9 protein-coding genes are annotated in these 14,976 nt (G+C 75.3%); 4 read left to right on the forward strand and 5 right to left on the reverse strand.

The annotated features are described in order from the left end of the window. Positions 1 to 28: 28 nt before the first annotated feature. Positions 29 to 1,804 (reverse strand): glycoside hydrolase family 15 protein, encoded by a 1,776-nt coding sequence (locus N542_RS0118345; RefSeq protein ID WP_028645176.1) that lies wholly within the window; start codon positions 1,802 to 1,804, stop codon positions 29 to 31. Positions 1,805 to 1,827: 23 nt separating this feature from the next. Between N542_RS0118345 and N542_RS0118350 the strand changes: the two genes are divergently transcribed. Together N542_RS0118350 and N542_RS0118355 are read left to right on the forward strand one after the other, a co-directional pair. Beyond that, a complete protein-coding gene (locus tag N542_RS0118350; RefSeq protein WP_028645177.1) occupies positions 1,828 to 2,316 on the forward strand; it encodes a CinA family protein in 489 nt (162 codons plus the stop codon). Positions 2,317 to 2,366: 50 nt separating this feature from the next. Further along, positions 2,367 to 2,675, forward strand: coding sequence for a helix-turn-helix domain-containing protein (locus N542_RS0118355; protein WP_442937489.1), 309 nt, complete (start codon positions 2,367 to 2,369; stop codon positions 2,673 to 2,675). Positions 2,676 to 2,681: 6 nt separating this feature from the next. Here N542_RS0118355 and N542_RS0118360 read toward each other — a convergent pair whose 3' ends face one another. Next, positions 2,682 to 2,912 carry a hypothetical protein gene (locus tag N542_RS0118360; protein ID WP_028645179.1) on the reverse strand — a complete coding sequence of 77 codons (231 nt, stop codon included), beginning with the start codon at positions 2,910 to 2,912 and terminating at the stop codon, positions 2,682 to 2,684. Positions 2,913 to 3,088: 176 nt separating this feature from the next. Here N542_RS0118360 and N542_RS25560 point away from each other — a divergent pair, with 176 nt between their 5' ends. Together N542_RS25560 and N542_RS25565 are read left to right on the forward strand one after the other, a co-directional pair. Next, positions 3,089 to 6,253, forward strand: coding sequence for a hypothetical protein (locus N542_RS25560; protein ID WP_036508703.1), 3,165 nt, complete (start codon positions 3,089 to 3,091; stop codon positions 6,251 to 6,253). A 2-nt stretch (positions 6,254 to 6,255) separates the two neighbouring features. Beyond that, positions 6,256 to 8,958 carry an FtsX-like permease family protein gene (locus N542_RS25565; RefSeq protein WP_036508708.1) on the forward strand — a complete coding sequence of 901 codons (2,703 nt, stop codon included), beginning with the start codon at positions 6,256 to 6,258 and terminating at the stop codon, positions 8,956 to 8,958. A gap of 16 nt (positions 8,959 to 8,974) precedes the next feature. On the opposite strand, the gene N542_RS0118375 is transcribed toward N542_RS25565, so the two are convergent. The 3 genes from N542_RS0118375 to N542_RS0118385 are packed head-to-tail and all read right to left on the reverse strand — an operon-like array spanning position 8,975 to position 14,890. Beyond that, positions 8,975 to 9,772: a DNA-formamidopyrimidine glycosylase family protein gene (locus tag N542_RS0118375; protein WP_028645180.1), complete on the reverse strand. Its 798-nt coding sequence runs from the start codon at positions 9,770 to 9,772 to the stop codon at positions 8,975 to 8,977. Continuing rightward, complete coding sequence (locus N542_RS0118380) at positions 9,765 to 14,297, reverse strand: ATP-dependent helicase (RefSeq protein WP_155993203.1); 4,533 nt, start codon at positions 14,295 to 14,297, stop codon at positions 9,765 to 9,767. The genes N542_RS0118375 and N542_RS0118380 overlap by 8 nt, the downstream gene beginning before the upstream one ends. Before the next feature lie 14 nt (positions 14,298 to 14,311). Continuing rightward, a complete protein-coding gene (locus N542_RS0118385) occupies positions 14,312 to 14,890 on the reverse strand; it encodes a GNAT family N-acetyltransferase (protein WP_028645182.1) in 579 nt (192 codons plus the stop codon). Positions 14,891 to 14,976: the final 86 nt, after the last annotated feature.

Genomic DNA, 14,976 nt, shown 5'->3' on the forward strand with positions numbered 1-14,976 from the left:
CCTGTCTCGACCACAGGGCGGGCCGACGTCATGTCCGGGCCTCCGCGAGGTCGATGGCCGCGTGCACGAGCGTGAGGTGGCTGAAGGCCTGCGGGAAGTTGCCGACCATCCGGCGGCCGCCCGCGTCGTACTCCTCGGAGAGCAGCCCGACGTCGTTGGTCAGCGCGCAGAGGCGGGCGAACAGCGCCTCGGCGTCCTCGAGGCGCCCGGCCCCGGCGTACGCCGAGACCAGCCAGAAGGAGCACGCCAGGAACGGGTGCTCGTCGCCGGACAGGCCGTCGACCCCGCTCTGCGTGCGGTAGCGCAGCAGCAGCCCGTCGCGCAGCAGGTCGCGCTCGACCGCCTCGATCGTCCCGAGCATCCGTGGGTCGTCGCCCGCGACGATCCCGATCTGCCCGAGCACCAGGAGGGCGGCGTCCACCTCGGTGCTGCCGTAGTACTGGACGAAGGTGTTGCGCTCGGCGTCGTAGCCCTGCTCGAGGACCTCGGCGCGGACCCGGTCGCGCAGCGTGCGCCAGCGGTCGACGTCGCCGTCGAGGTCGAAGTCCTCGACCGCACGCACCGCCCGGTCGAAGGCCGCCCACACCATCGCCTGGGAGTGCGTGAACCGCTGCTGGGGACCGCGGATCTCCCAGAGCCCGTGGTCCTTGCGGCGCCACGTGTCGGCGAGGTGGTCCACCAGCGCCCGCTGGACCGCCCAGGCGTCGCGGTCGGCGTGGCCGGTCGCCTGGCGGGTGCGCTCGAGCGCGATCATCACCTCGCCGAGCACGTCGAGCTGCCGCTGCAGGGCCGCGCCGTTGCCGATCCGCACCGGGGTCGACCCGGCGTACCCGGGCAGGTGCGGCAGGGTCTGCTCGGTCAGCCGGCGGCCGCCGTCGACGGCGTACATGATCTGCAGGTCGTCGGGGTCGCCCGCGACCGCGCGGAGCAGCCATCCCCGCCACAGCCCGGCCTCGTCGACGTGCCCGGCCCGGATGAGTGCGCTGATCGTGAGGGCGGCGTCGCGCAGCCAGCAGAACCGGTAGTCCCAGTTGCGCTCGCCGCCCGGATCCTCGGGCAGCGAGGTGGTCGGCGCGGCGACGATGCCGCCGGTGTCGGAGTCGGTGAGCAGCCGCAGGGTCAGCAGCGAACGGCGTACGAGGTCGGACTGCGGCACGTCGTCGCGGCACCTCTCCGACCAGCGGACGTCGTCGCGCACCGACTCTTCGATCCCCTCGTCGGGCGGGCCGATGCCCTCGAGCGGGGCGTACGACGGCAGCCAGGTCGTCGAGAAGGTCAGCACGTCTCCCGCAGCGACGTCGAAGTCGTCGACGTGCCGGTGGTCGTGCGCGCGGGGGAGCCGCGGTCCGCGCAGCACCAGCCGGTCGGGCCCGCCGATCGCGGTGATCACGGCCTCGCCGTGGAGGGTCTGGCGGCGGACCCACGGCACGATCGCCCCGTAGTCCAGGCGCACCATCCACTCGTGGTGCATCCGCACGGTGCCGCGCACCCCGGTCACCCGGCGCACCAGGTCGGACCGGCCGTCGCCGCGAGGCATCGCATCGATCAGCGTCACCTCGCCGGTGGCCGTCGTGAAGGTGGTCTCCAGCACCGCCGAGGCCTCGACGTAGCGGCGGCGCACGTCGTACTCGCCGACCGGGCAGAGCTGCCAGTGCCCGTGCTCGTCGGTGCCGAGCAGGCCGGCGAAGCAGGCGCCGGAGTCGAAGCGGGGCAGGCACAGCCAGTCGACCGAGCCGTTGAGCCCGATCAGCGCTCCGCCGCGCCGGTCACCGACCAGCGCATAGTCCTCGATCGGCAACGCCATGCTCGGACACTAGCCTTGGGACCGTGACGAACCCGGTCGAACGCGTCCACGGCCTGCTCCGCGCCGCCGGGGACACGCTCGCGACGGCGGAGTCGCTGACCGGCGGTCGGCTCGCCGCGGAGCTCACCGGGGTGGCGGGCGCGTCGGACGTGTACGTCGGGGGAGTGGTCACCTACGCCACCGAGCTCAAGGCCTCGCTCCTGGGAGTCTCCGAGCAGCTCATCGCCGAGCACGGCGTGGTCTCCTCCCAGTGCGCCCAGGCGATGGCCACGGGCGTGCGGCTGCTGACCGGCGCGACGTACGGCGTGGCGACGACCGGCGTGGCCGGGCCCTCGACGCAGGAGGGCAAGGCACCGGGCACGGTCTTCGTCGGGATCGCCGGACCCGACGTGGCGACGGCGGTCGCGCTGGAGCTGCGGGGGCGGCGCGGACAGATCCAGGACCGGACCTGCCGAGAAGCCCTCGCCGCGTTCGAGCAGGTCTTGCGACGGGAAGAAACACCCCTCCGGTAGCGTTGCCCCACAGGTCGGCTCGACGCCGGCCGATAGTGGCACTAGGAGGTGTGAGCATGGTGCTGTTTCGTCGGTTCCTCGGCGACGTGCTTCGCGACGCCCGGATGCAGCGCGGTCTGACGCTGCGCGAGGTCTCCGCCGGTGCCCGCGTCAGCCTTGGTTACATCTCCGAGATCGAGCGCGGTCAGAAGGAAGCGTCCTCGGAGCTCCTCGCCTCGCTGTGCGCCGCTCTCGACATGCCGCTCTCCGACGTGCTGCGCGAGGTCTCGCACCTCGTCGCGGTCGAGGAGGCCGCCGCCGCGCTGACCCGGATCCCCGTGGCCGCACGCGCCCGCCAGGTCGTCAACTCCGCCGCCTGACCTCGCTCAGTCGGTCGGTCGCACGTGCGAGGCGGCCACCCAGCCCATGTGGGCGTGCGCCTTGAGGTTGCCGCCACCGTCGACCCACACCACCAGCGCCTCCCAGTTGCCGCGGTGGTCGACGCGCCAGTCCATGAGGACACCGGCGTAGCGGTAGGCCGGGTTCTGGGTGACGTTGACCCACACGTGGCGCGGCGCCGTGTGCCCGCGCTGCCCGGTGCCGTCGTTCGCCCTCACGCGCTCAGGTTAGAACATGTGTTCGATCGCCGGGAGTGGTGCCCCGTTCGTGCTCGGCCGCGTCCGCGGATGGGTACAGTCTGCGGCGTGGGCCACGGTGAGCGGGCTCCCCGCGTCCGGGGGCCACAGCGGTCCCGGCGCCGCACGGCGCGGTCCACGCCGGGGACGACCGGCCCGTGCTGAGGTTCGTCGTACGCCGCGCCTGGGTCCAGCGCCGGCTGCTGGCGGCGGTCGTCGTCCTGGTCGCGGTGGCCACGAGCCTGATGGGCTTCTACGTGCTGCTCGTCGGCGTGGCCGGCCCCCGAGCCTTCTCCGAGCAGGTCCAGCACTCCCAGCCCGGTGACCTCGACGTGACCGCGTACGTCGTGGGCGTCGAGGCCAGCGACCTGCCGGCCGCCCGCGACGCGGCCGGCGGCGTGGTCGGGCACGTCCTGGCACCCCTGCATCCCTCCCTGGTCAGCACCGCGACCTCCCAGATGCGGCAGATCGGCGAGTCCGGCCGGCTCGGCTACCTCGCCACCACCGACGCCCCCGGCGGCGCCGGCAGGTTGGTGTCCGGTCGCTGGCCGCGCGACCGTGGCGGGGCCGTCATCGAGGCGGTCGCGCCCGACGTCGCAGCCCGCACGCTGGACCTGCGCCCCGGCGACCGGGTCACGTTGGGTCCCGGCCCCGGGCTGGGCGAGAGCCGGCGTACGGCGACGGTCGTCATCGTCGGCACCTTCCGGGGCCTGCCCCGAGCGGCCGCGGAGAGCGACCCCCTCTCCGGGGCGGGAGCCGACCCGGCCTTCAGCACCGGCGGGACCACGGCGGCGACGTACGGCCCGTTCCTGGTCGACGGTGCCGCGTTCGTGACCACCGGCTTCGACGTCGCCGGACTACGGGTGGACGGTCACCCGGACCTGAGCTCCGCGGACGACCGCTCGATGCGGGAGGCGGTGACGTCGTTGGACGGCGCCTACGGGCTGCTCTCGAAGCGGGTGGGCGCCGCGGCCGACATCACGCGCGTCGGCTCGGACCTGCCCGAGACGCTCGACCGGCTGCACACCCAGCAGGCCACCACCCGCTCGGCGGTGCTCGTCGCCCTGCTGCTGGACACCATCCTCGGCCTCGCCGCGCTCGTGCTGGCCGGTCGGCTCCTCGCCGACACCCGGACCAGCGAGCGGGAGCTCCTGGTCGCCCTCGGCCTCGGCCGCGGACAGCAGCTGCGGGCAGCCCTGGCGGAGTCCGCGCTGCTGGCGACCGCGTCGGCGATCCTGGCGGTGCCCGCCGCCGCGCTGGCGTACGCCGCCACCACGCACCTGCCGAGCCTGAGGACCGCGCAGCTGGCTCAGGGACCGACCGTCACCTGGGGTCTCGTCGCCACGGTGCTCGTCGGGTGCGCGGCCCTCACCCTGGTGCTCGTCGGGTCGCCGCTGGTCGGCCAGGAGGGCGGTCGGCTCTCGGCGAAGCGACGCCGGTGGACCCGCTCCGGCATCGACGTGCTGCTGCTCCTGCTCGCGGTGCTCGCGTGGTGGCAGCTGCGTGCCGGGGCCGCCACGGCCGTGCCCGGGGACGCCGTGCTCGTGCTGGCGCCCGCCCTGTGCCTGGCGGCCGTCACGGCGGTCGCGGTGCGCGGCTTCCCACCGCTCTTCGCGCTGGCCGCAGGTGCCGGAGCCCGGTCCCGGTCGCTCCTTCCCCTGGCCCTCGACCCACCGGCGCTGCGGCTCGGCGCCGGCACCGCGCTGGTGCTGCTGGCCCTGGCGTCGGCCGCCGCGACCTTCGGCATCGCCGCGGGCTCGACCTGGCACCGCTCGCAGGTCGACCAGGCCGACCTGCGGGTCGGGGCGGACCTGTCGCTCGAGCTGGCCGCGCCACCCACGGCCGAGGACGCGGCGACCGTCGTGCGGACCGCGGTCGAGGCCGGTCCGGACGCTCCCGGCTCGTTGGTGTCACTGGTGACCGCACGCCCGCTGGTCCTGGGTCGCTACCTCAACGGACGAGACGCGCCGCCCGCGCTGGTGGCGCTCGACATGAGGCACGCCGACCCCCTGCTCCGAGGACGCCTCGACGGCACGACGTGGGCCCGCGTGGGCAACCGGCTCGATCCGGGGCCGCCGGTCACCGGCGTCCCGCTGCCACCGCGCGGAGCCGGGATCACGCTGGTGGGAAGCGTGCGGCCGGGAGCGGACGTGTCGGCGATCCCGCGGGTGGTCGTGCAGGACGCCGCCGGGTTCCGGAGCACGTTGGAGGCCGGGCCGCTCCCGGTCGACGGGCGGTCACACCTCCTGCGATGGTCGTCGCTGCCGACCGCGGGTCAGCGCATCGTCGCGGTGCAGCTCACGCTCACCGGCAGCGGGGGCGGCGTCGACCAGGTCTCGGCGGCAGCGCTGTCCGTGACGCTCCGAGTCCCCGGCCGGGGTGGCGCCGACGCCGACTGGCGGGCGCGTCCGCTCGGGACGGCGGGGACCGTCAAGGACGCGTCGGTCTCGGTGCGCCGAGACGGCGGAGCGACCGTCCTGACCACCAGCGCCCAGCTGGACCTCTCCTTCCTCCAGTACGAGGACGGGACGGTGCTCGCGACCGCCTTCGACCCGCCGGCGGCGGTGCCGGTGGCGGTCTCCGAGGCGTTGGCCGACGCCACTGGCGTGCGGACCGGGGGCGACCTCGCCGCGACCGTCAGCGACAGTGCGCTGCTGCTCCACGTCGTCGAGATCGTCCCGACGGTGCCGTCGTCGCCGGGACGGCTCGCCGTGCTGGCCGACGTCGACACCGTCTCCCGGGCCCTGGTCGGCACCGGGCATCTCGAGCCCTCCGTCGACGCGTTCTGGGTCTCGAGCCCGTCGGCTCGGACGACGACCGCGCTGAGCGACCTCGACCTGGGTGGCGTGACCACCCGTGAGGACGTCCGCTCCGACCTCCTCCGGGGTCCGATGCAGGTGACCCTTCCGGTGGCGTACGCAACCGTGGCCGGGTCCGCCGTGCTGCTGCTCCTCGCGGGTGCCGCGCTCGTGGTGGGAGCTGACCGGCAGAGCCGGGCCGCCGAGGTGTCGCGCCTGCGCGCCCTCGGGCTCACTCGTCGGGGCGCTCGACGACTCGTCTTCGCGCAGCACGGCGTCCTCCTCGCCACCCTGGTGCTGGTCGGCGCGCTCATCGGTGGCGCGGCCGCGGTCGCGCTCGACCGCCTCCTCGTGCGCTCCGACCAGGGCACGGCCCCGGTGCCGGCAGCGGTCCTGGCGTGGCCCTGGCGTGCGGAGCTCCTGCTGGTGGGCGGTCTGGTCGTCGCCTGCCTGCTGGTCGCCGCGCTGGCCGCGGTCTCGCAGGTCGGCGCCTCCGACACGGCGCAGCTGCGGGAGAGTGAGTGACGATGCGGACGCGACCCAGGCTGCACGCGCCGAGCATCGTGGGCCGGACGCGGGCCGACCCGGGGCCCCTGCTCCTGACGGCCCTGGTCGTGGCGGTGACGACGGCACTCCTCTCGGCAGCGAACCCGCTGCTGACGCGCACCTCGGACCGGGCGCTCGCCGACGCCGTACGCCGGACCGGCGAGCAGAGCGCCGTGGTCGGCACCTTCCCGCGCGCCGAGAACGACCACGGCACGCGCACGCGGGACCCGCGGGCGGTCGACCACCTGCAGGCGGCCGTCAACGGGGCGCAGCTGCTGCTGCCCGAGCGGATCGCCGCCGTGGTGCAGCCGGGCATCGCGAGCGTCTCGACCTCGGCCCTGCAGGTGCTCGGGGCCGGGCCGGGTCGCTACGTGACGCTGATCCACCTGGAGGGACCATCGGGCGAGCCCCGCGTGAGCTACACCGCTGGCGGGCCGCCCCGGGCCACGGTGGGTGTCGATCGCGCGGCGATCGAGCTGGCCCCCGACGCGCCGCCGTGGCCGGTGCAGGTGGCCCTCTCGGAGGCGGCGGCCGCGGCACTCGGACTGGCGCCCGGTGACCGGATCTCGGCGAAGGACGAGCAGGGCCGCCCGGTCGAGGCCCGCGTGAGCGGGGTCTTCCGGGCGCGCGACACCGACGACCGTGCCTGGCGCACGAGCCCCCTCCTGCTGCACCCGGCCCGGTCCGTCGCCGCGGGTGCGCGCACCGCGGCGGCCGCCGCTCTCGTCTCCTCCGCGGCGCTGCCCGACCTCCAGCTCGCCGTGCCCGCCACGGACCTGACCACCCGCGTGCGTGCGACCCCCCGGGCGACGGCCCTGACGTGGTCGGACTCCCGGCAGCTCATCCGGGCCGTCGTGTCGCTGAAGACCTCTCCGGCGCCCGCCGGTGGGCCCGTCTGGGACAGCACCCTGGACCGGGTCGTGGAGGACGCGCGCACCCAGGTGGCCGCTGCTCGCGGCCAGGCCGACGTGCTGCTGCTGTCCGTGCTCGTCTGCGCCCTGCTGGTCCTCTGGCAGGCGGCCGACCTGCTCGTACGTCGTCGGGCGCACTCGCTGGTGCTGACCCGCGAGCGCGGGGGAACGCTGCTCGAGATCGCCGCCGAGCTCCTCGTCGAGTCCGCCGGGTGGGTGCTGGCCGGATCCGCCCTGGGACTGCTCGCCACCCGGCTCGCGCTGGGCCACGCCGCGTGGGGCTGGTGGGCGCTGGTCCCGCTGCTCGCCGCGGTGGTGGCAGCGGTCCACGGGGCGGCCCTCGCGTCGCGCTCCACCGACCCTCGCCGGTCGCCGGCCAACCGCACCGCTCGACGTGTCGAGGCCAGGCTGCGACGGCTGCGCCGCGTCGCCTACGTGGGCGCCGTGGTGGGCGGCGCCGTGCTCTCCCTCGTCGCGCTGCGCCAGCGGGGGGTGCTCGATGCGGCTGGCGGAGGTGGCGACCCGACGGCCGCCAGCGCGCCCGTGTGGTGGGCCGTCGCGGGTGCCCTGCTCGTCGTCGCCGCCTTCCCGACGGTGGCCGACCTGCTCCTCGGCTCGACCCGCCGGGCCTCCGGCGGCGTCGCGTTCTTCGCCGCGTCCCGGGTGCGCGAGACGGGCGCCCGGGCGCTCCCGCTGCTCGTCGTGACAGTGACGGTCGCGCAGCTCACCTTCGCCGTCGCGCTGACGAGCACCGAGCAGCGCGGTCAGGCCGCCGGCGCCCTCCTCAGCGTGGGTGGCGATGCCCGGGCGACGGTCCCCTCCGGGGTCCCCGCGACCGAGCTGGCGCGCAGGGTGGCGGCAGCGCCGGGGGTCCGGTCCGCGGTGGCGGCCCGGGTGGACGACGGCGTGCAGGTCTCCTCGTTAGCGACCGCGGACGAGGTGCAGCTGGTGGTGGTCGACGCCGTCGCCTACGAGCGGCTGCTGGCGCGCAGCGCACTGCCCGACGCACCACAGCTCGATCGGCTGGCCGGCCGGGGCGACGGCGTACCGGTCCTGCTGCTCGGTGGGGCCCGCGGCCTGCGGGACGGTCTGTCGATCCAGGTCGCCGACGACCAGTCGGTGTCGCTGAGCGTCGTGGGCACCGCTCCGCGCGTGCAGGACACCGTCGACCCGGTGCTCGTGGTCGACGCGCGCACGTACGCCCGCGCCGGGGGAGTGACGACCCCCAACACGATCTGGGCGGTCGGGCCCGGCGCCGCCGCAGCCGTCCGCGCCTCGGCGGGTCCGGCCGGCGAGGTGCTGCTCTACTCCGATGCGGTGGCTGCGCGCCGCGACGCGCCACTCGCCTCCGGCCTGGTGCGGCTCGCCCTGGCGTCGTCGACGCTCCTGCTGCTCTTCGCGGTGCTGGGAGTGGCGATGGGGGCCTCGGCGGAAGCCGTCGCGCGGGGGGTGTCGCTGGGCCGCCTGCGATCCCTGGGCCTGCGTGACGACCAGCTGTGGCGCGTCCTGGCGGGTGAGCTCGTGGCACCGGTCCTGGTCGGGGGGCTCGGGGGCCTGCTCCTCGGTGCGGGGGCCGCGTGGGCGATGTTCGGCCACCTGTCGCTGGAACGGATCACCGGTCAGGTGAGCCCGCCCGACGTCAGCGTGCCGTGGTGGGCGTTGCTCAGCGGGGTCGTCCTCGTCGCGGCCGTGCTGGTGCTCGCCCACGTCGAGTGGACCCGGCTGCGTCGGGTCTCCCTCGGGGCGCTCCTGCGCGGGGGCCGTCCGCAGTAGCGGGCCGGCTCGGCGCTCAGCGCGGCGGCTGGCAGCGCGGGCACCAGTAGGCGACCCGGGCTCGCCCCGGCTCGCCCAGCTCGGCGTGCTCGATCGGGGTCTGGCAGCGCAGGCAGCGCTGGTGCAGGCGCCCGTAGACCCAGAGGCTGCGGCCGCGGCGCTTGTCGCCGGTGGTGCAGATCTGCGGCTGCTGGCGGTTCTGGTCGAGCATGGAGCGGGCCAGCCGGACCATCCGGAGCGGGTCGGCGACCCTCCCGACCGGCGTCCGCGGGTCGTAGCCGGTGAGGAAGCACAGCTCGGTGCGGTAGATCGTGCCGATGCCGGCCAGGTTGCGCTGGTCCAGCAGCGCCTCGCCGAGCGGCCGGTCCGGGTCGGCGAGGAGACGGCGTACGGCCTCCTGCTCGTCCCAGTCGGGCCCGAGCAGGTCGGGGCCGAGGTGGCCGACCACGTCGTCCTCGCGCTCGCGGGCGACCAGCTCGACCAGACCGAGCTGGAAGCCCACCGCTGTCCGCTCGGAGGTGCCGAGCACGACGCGCACCAGGTGCTCGGGCTTGCCCCAGCGCTCCGCCGGTCCGAAGACCCGCCAGGAGCCCTCCATCTTGAGGTGGGTGTGCAGCGTCCAGGAGCCGGCATCGGCGGCGTCGATGCGGGTCAGCAGGTGCTTGCCCCGCGACACCGTCTCGACGACCGTCGCGCCGGTCAGGTCGACGGTGGCGATGGCCGGCACCCGGAAGTCGGTGCGGGTCAGCCGCCGACCCGACAGGCCGCGGTGCAGACGTTGCGCCGTGCGCCAGACCGCGTCGCCCTCAGGCACCGGCCGACCTCAGCCGCAGCCCCTTGGGGGTGGCCACGAAGCCGGCAGCCTGGAGGGCGTTGCGCAGCGGGGTCGACCCGGAGCCGAGCAGCTGCTCGCCGTCGACCTTCTCGACGGTGAGCCGGCCGAGCGAGCCGCGGCGTACGGCGTCCGCGAGGGCGGCCGCCGCGGGCGTCAGCAGGTCGACGTCGTCGCTCCAGGTCAGCAGGGTCCGACCGCCGCGCTCGACGTACAGGGTCAGCACGCCGTCGACGAGCACCACGATCGCGCCCGCCTTGCGGCCGGGGCGGTGACCGCCGCCGTCGGCGTTCTGCGGCCAGGGGAGGGCGGCGCCGTACGGGTTGGCGGGGTCGGTGGCCGCGAGGGCGACGGCGACCGGCTTGGCGTCGGCCGGGAGCTCGCTGAAGGTGCGCAGCCGGTCGACCGCACCGGCCGTGCCGAACTGGGCCGCGCCGAGCCCGTCGACGAAGTAGCCGCGCCGGCAGCGACCGGAGTCCTCGAACGCGGACAGCACCTTGTAGACCGCGGCGAACCCGCCGGCGACGCGCTCGCTCACGACGGCGCCGCGGATCACGACGCCGTGGCGGTCGAGCAGGCGCTCGGCCGTGGCGTGCGCGCGCCGGGTGGGGTCGGTGTCGAGCTCGGGCAGCAGCGCCCACCGGCCGGCCGTCTCGGGCGGGCCTGTGCGTGCGGGCATCCGGCCGCGGCCGCCGGTGGTGCTCGACATCCGCACCCGCGGCGGCGGCCGGCGGCTGCGGTGGGCGGGCGTGCCGCCCCGGGTCAGGGCCCGCAGCGGCGTCAGGGTGTCGTTGCTGATCCGGCCGGCCCACACCAGCTCCCACAGCGCGGCCGAGAGCGCAGCGTCGTCGGTCGACCCGACGGCGTCGGAGAGCTGGCGGAAGAACCACGCGCCGCCGGGCGCCAGCGCGTCCAGGACGGCCTGGTGCAGCTCCGCGTGCTCGAAGGGCTGGTGGTCGGGCAGCGTGAGCGGCGCCTGGTCGGCGAGGTGCAGCGACACCCAGCCGTCGGCGCCGGGCAGGGCGGCGTGGCCGGCCCAGATCACCTCGCCGGAGGCGGTCAGCTCGTCGAGGTACGACGACTCGTAGTCGCGCACCCGGGCGCCCAGGACCAGGGGCTCGAGGGCGGAGGCGGGTACGGCGCAGCCGGCGAGCTGGTCGATGACGCTCAGCACGCCGTCGACCCCGCGCAGGCGGCCCCCGATGTGCTGCCACCCGGCCAGGAAGCGCCCGAGCGCCTCGGGCTGCACCGGCTCGATCTCGTGCCGCAGCTTGGCCAGCGAGCGCCGGCGCAGCTTGCGCAGCACCTCGGCGTCGCACCACTCCGTGCCGGAGCCGGACGGGCGGAACTCGCCGTCGAGCACCCGGCCCTGAGCCGCGAGCCGCTGCAGGGTGTGGCGCACGACGGCGGCACCGAGGCCCAGCCGGCTGGCGACCTCGTCGGTCGTAAACGGTCCGTGGGTGCGGGCGTGGCGGGCCACCAGGTCGGCCAGCGGGTCCTCCACCGGCTCGGCGAAGACGTCGGGGGTGCCGGGTGGGACGGGGACCCCCAGCCCGTCGCGCAGTCGGCCGACGTCCTCGACGGCGACCCACCGCGGCTCGCCGGCCATCCGGGTCTCGACGATGCGTCGGCTCTGGGTCAGCGCGGCGAGCCAGCCCGACGTGTCGGCACCGTCGACCGAGCGCGCCACGACCTCGGCGGTGGTGAGCGGGCCGAGCAGGCGCAGCAGGTCGGCGACGCCCTCGGCGTCGCGGGCGCGTCGGTCGGGCGCCAGCCGTTGGAGCTCGGCCTCCACCTCGGCGAGCACGTCGGGATCGAGCAGCTCGCGCAGCTCGGCGCGGCCGAGCAGCTCGGCCAGCAGGCCCTGGTCGAGGGCGAGCGCGGCGGCCCGGCGCTCGGCGATGGGGGAGTCGCCCTCGTACATGAACTGGGCGACGTACCCGAAGAGCAGCGTGCGGGCGAACGGCGACGGCTGGTGGGTCGCCACGTCGACGACCTGCACCTCGCGGCGGTCGATGCCGCGCATCAGGGCCGTCAACGACGGCAGGTCGTAGACGTCCTGGAGGCACTCGCGGACGGCCTCGAGGACGATCGGGAAGGAGGGGTACTGGACGGCGACCTCGAGCAGCGCCGCCGAGCGCTGGCGCTGCTGCCACAGCGGCGAGCGGCGGCCGGGGTCGCGCCGCGGGAGCAGCAGCGCCCGGGCGGCGCACTCGCGGAAGCGGGAGGCGAAGAGCGACGAGCCGCCGACCTCCTGGGTCACCAGCGCGTCGATCTCGTCGGGCTCGAAGACGATCACGTCGCCCGCCGGTGGCTCGGCATCGGTGTCGGGGATGCGGATCACGATGCCGTCGTCGGAGGCCACCGCCTGGCCGTCGACGCCGTACCTCTCGCGCAGCCGGGCGTTGATGGCGAGCGCCCAGGGCGCGTGCACCGGGACGCCGTACGGCGAGTGCACGACCAGTCGCCAGTCGCCCAGCTCGTCGCGGAAGCGCTCGACCAGGAGCGTCTGGTCGGTGGGCAGCAGGTTGGTCGCCTCGAGCTGCTCGTGCAGGTAGCCGACCAGGTTGGCCGCGGCGTACTCGTCGAGCCCGTCCACGCGGGCCCGCTCCTCGGCCCGTTCGCGCGGCAGCGCGCCGAGCTCGCGGGTGAAGGCGCCGATCGCCCGTCCCAGCTCGGCCGGGCGGCCCAGGGTGTCGCCCTTCCAGAAGGGCAGTCGTCCGGGGATGCCGGGCGCGGGGGTCACCAGCACCCGGTCGTGGGTGATGTCCTCGATCCGCCAGCTGGTGGCGCCGAGCGCGAAGATGTCGCCGACGCGGGACTCGTAGACCATCTCCTCGTCGAGCTCGCCAACCCTGCGCCCCGGCCCCTCGCCGCCGACCAGGAAGACCCCGAAGAGACCGCGGTCGGGGATGGTGCCGCCACTGGTGACCGCCAGCCGCTGCGACCCGGGCCGGCCGGTCAGGATGCCGGTGACGCGGTCCCACACGATCCGCGGGCGGAGCTCGGCGAACTCGTCGGAGGGGTAGCGGCCGCTGAGCAGGTCGAGCGTCGCGTCGTACGCGCTGCGCGGGAGCTGGGCGAAGGGCGCGCTGCGCTTCATCAGCTCGAAGAGGTCGTCGACCTGCCAGGCCTCGAGGGCGGTGGTGGCGACGACCTGCTGGGCCAGCACGTCGAGGGGGTTGGTCGGCACCCGCAGTGACTCGATGGCGCCGGTGCGCATCCGCTCGACCGCGACGGCGGTCTGCGCGAGGTCGCCGCGGTGCTTGGGGAAGAGGACGCCGCGCGACACCTCGCCCACCTGGTGGCCGGCGCGGCCGACGCGCTGCAGGGCGCTGGCCACCGACGGCGGCGACTCGATCTGGATGACCAGGTCGACCGCGCCCATGTCGATGCCGAGCTCGAGGCTGCTGGTCGCGACCACGCAGGGCAGGCGGCCACGCTTGAGGTCGTCCTCGATCAGCGCCCGCTGCTCCTTGGAGACCGAGCCGTGGTGCGCCTTCGCGATCAGTGCCGGTGCGCCGTCCGACTGACCCGACTGCGCCATCACCTGCGCGGGCGCTGCGCCTGCGGTCTCGAGCGCGACGCCGGCCCGGTCGGCGGCGATCTCGTTGAACCGCGCGGTCAGCCGCTCGGCGAGCCGTCTCGAGTTGGCGAAGACGATCGTCGACTGGTGCTGCTCGATCAGGTCGACGACGCGCTCCTCGACGTGCGGCCAGATGCTCTGCGCGCGCGACGGGTCCTCGCTGTCCTCGTCGTACTCGCCCGGCGCGGTCATGTCCTCGACGGGCACCACGACGGTCAGGTCCCACTCCTTGGCGGAGGGCGGCGCGACGATCTCGACCGGGGCCGTCCCACCGAGGAACCGCGCGACCTCGTCGAGCGGACGCACTGTGGCCGAGAGCCCGATCCGCTGGGCCGGGCGCTCCAGCAGGGCGTCGAGCCGCTCGAGGCTGACCGCGAGGTGGGCGCCGCGCTTGGTGCCCGCGACGGCGTGCACCTCGTCGACGATCACCGTCTCGACGCCGCGCAGGGACTCGGCCGCCTGGCTGGTGAGCATCAGGAAGAGGGACTCGGGCGTCGTGATCAGGATGTCCGGCGGCGCGGTCGTCAGCCGACGCCGGTCTGCGGCCGGGGTGTCGCCGGAGCGTACGCCGACGCTCACCTCCGGCACCGGCGCGCCGAGCCGGTCGGCGGTGTGCCGGATGCCGGTCAGCGGGGCGCGCAGGTTGCGCTCCACGTCGACGCCGAGGGCCTTGAGCGGGGAGATGTAGAGGACCCGGCAGCGGTGCCGCTTGTCCTCGGGCGGCGGGGTCGTCAGCAGCCGGTCGAGCGACCAGAGGAAGGCGCTGAGCGTCTTGCCCGAGCCGGTCGGCGCGACCACCAGCGCGTGTCGCCCCGCGCCGATCGCGTCCCACGCGCCCGCCTGCGCAGGCGTCGGCTCGGCGAACGCCGCACCGAACCAGGTGCGCGTCGCCTCGCTGAAACGAGCGAGAGGATCGGTCACCGCACCATCCTTGCTCACGGCACCGACAGTGCTCCCGGGTCGGGTCGCCAGTCCCTCCGGAGCAGCCCGTAGACCCACGAGTCCGACACCTCGCCGCCGACGACGCAGTCCTCGCGCAGCGTCCCCTCCCGCAGGAACCCGAGCTTCTCCAGGACCCTGGCCGAGGCGGCGTTGCGGGTGTCGGTCTCGGCCTGCACCCGGTTGAGGTCCAGCTCGTCGTACACCCACGCCAGCAGGGCACCCGCGGCCTCCGTCGCGTACCCGTGGCCCCACGCCGCCTGGCCGAGGCAGTAGCCCAGCGCCGCGCTGCGGTAGGTGGGGTTCCAGCGGCTCAGGCTGCACCAGCCGAGGAAGACGGCGTCCTCGGCGCGCTCGACGGCCACTCGCGCGCCGCCCCCGTGCTCCGCCAACTCACGGCTGGCCGTGAGGAAGCGCTCCGCGCGCACCCGATCGGTCCACGGCGGCGCGTCCCAGAAGCGCAGCACGTGGGAATCACTCTGCAACGCGAAGACGTCGTCGGCGTCCGCGCCGGTGAAGGGCCGCAGCCGGAGGCGGGCGGTGCGCAGGGTGGGCGTGGTCAAGGACCGGGGCATGGGTGCCATCGTGCCCGGAGCGGTGCCGGCGACCCAGCGGATTCACTCTCGGGCGGCCGTGAAGGCAGCGTGAAACCCCCCTGAAA

The organism is Nocardioides sp. URHA0020 (assembly GCF_000620705.1).
GTDB lineage: Bacteria > Actinomycetota > Actinomycetes > Propionibacteriales > Nocardioidaceae > Nocardioides.

Coding starts and splice junctions, on each gene's coding strand:
- N542_RS0118345 (WP_028645176.1), bottom strand. CDS start 1,804: ATGGCGTTGCCGATCGAGGACTATGCGCTGGTCGGTGACCGGCGCGGC.
- N542_RS25565 (WP_036508708.1), top strand. CDS start 6,256: ATGCGGACGCGACCCAGGCTGCACGCGCCGAGCATCGTGGGCCGGACG.
- N542_RS0118385 (WP_028645182.1), bottom strand. CDS start 14,890: ATGCCCCGGTCCTTGACCACGCCCACCCTGCGCACCGCCCGCCTCCGG.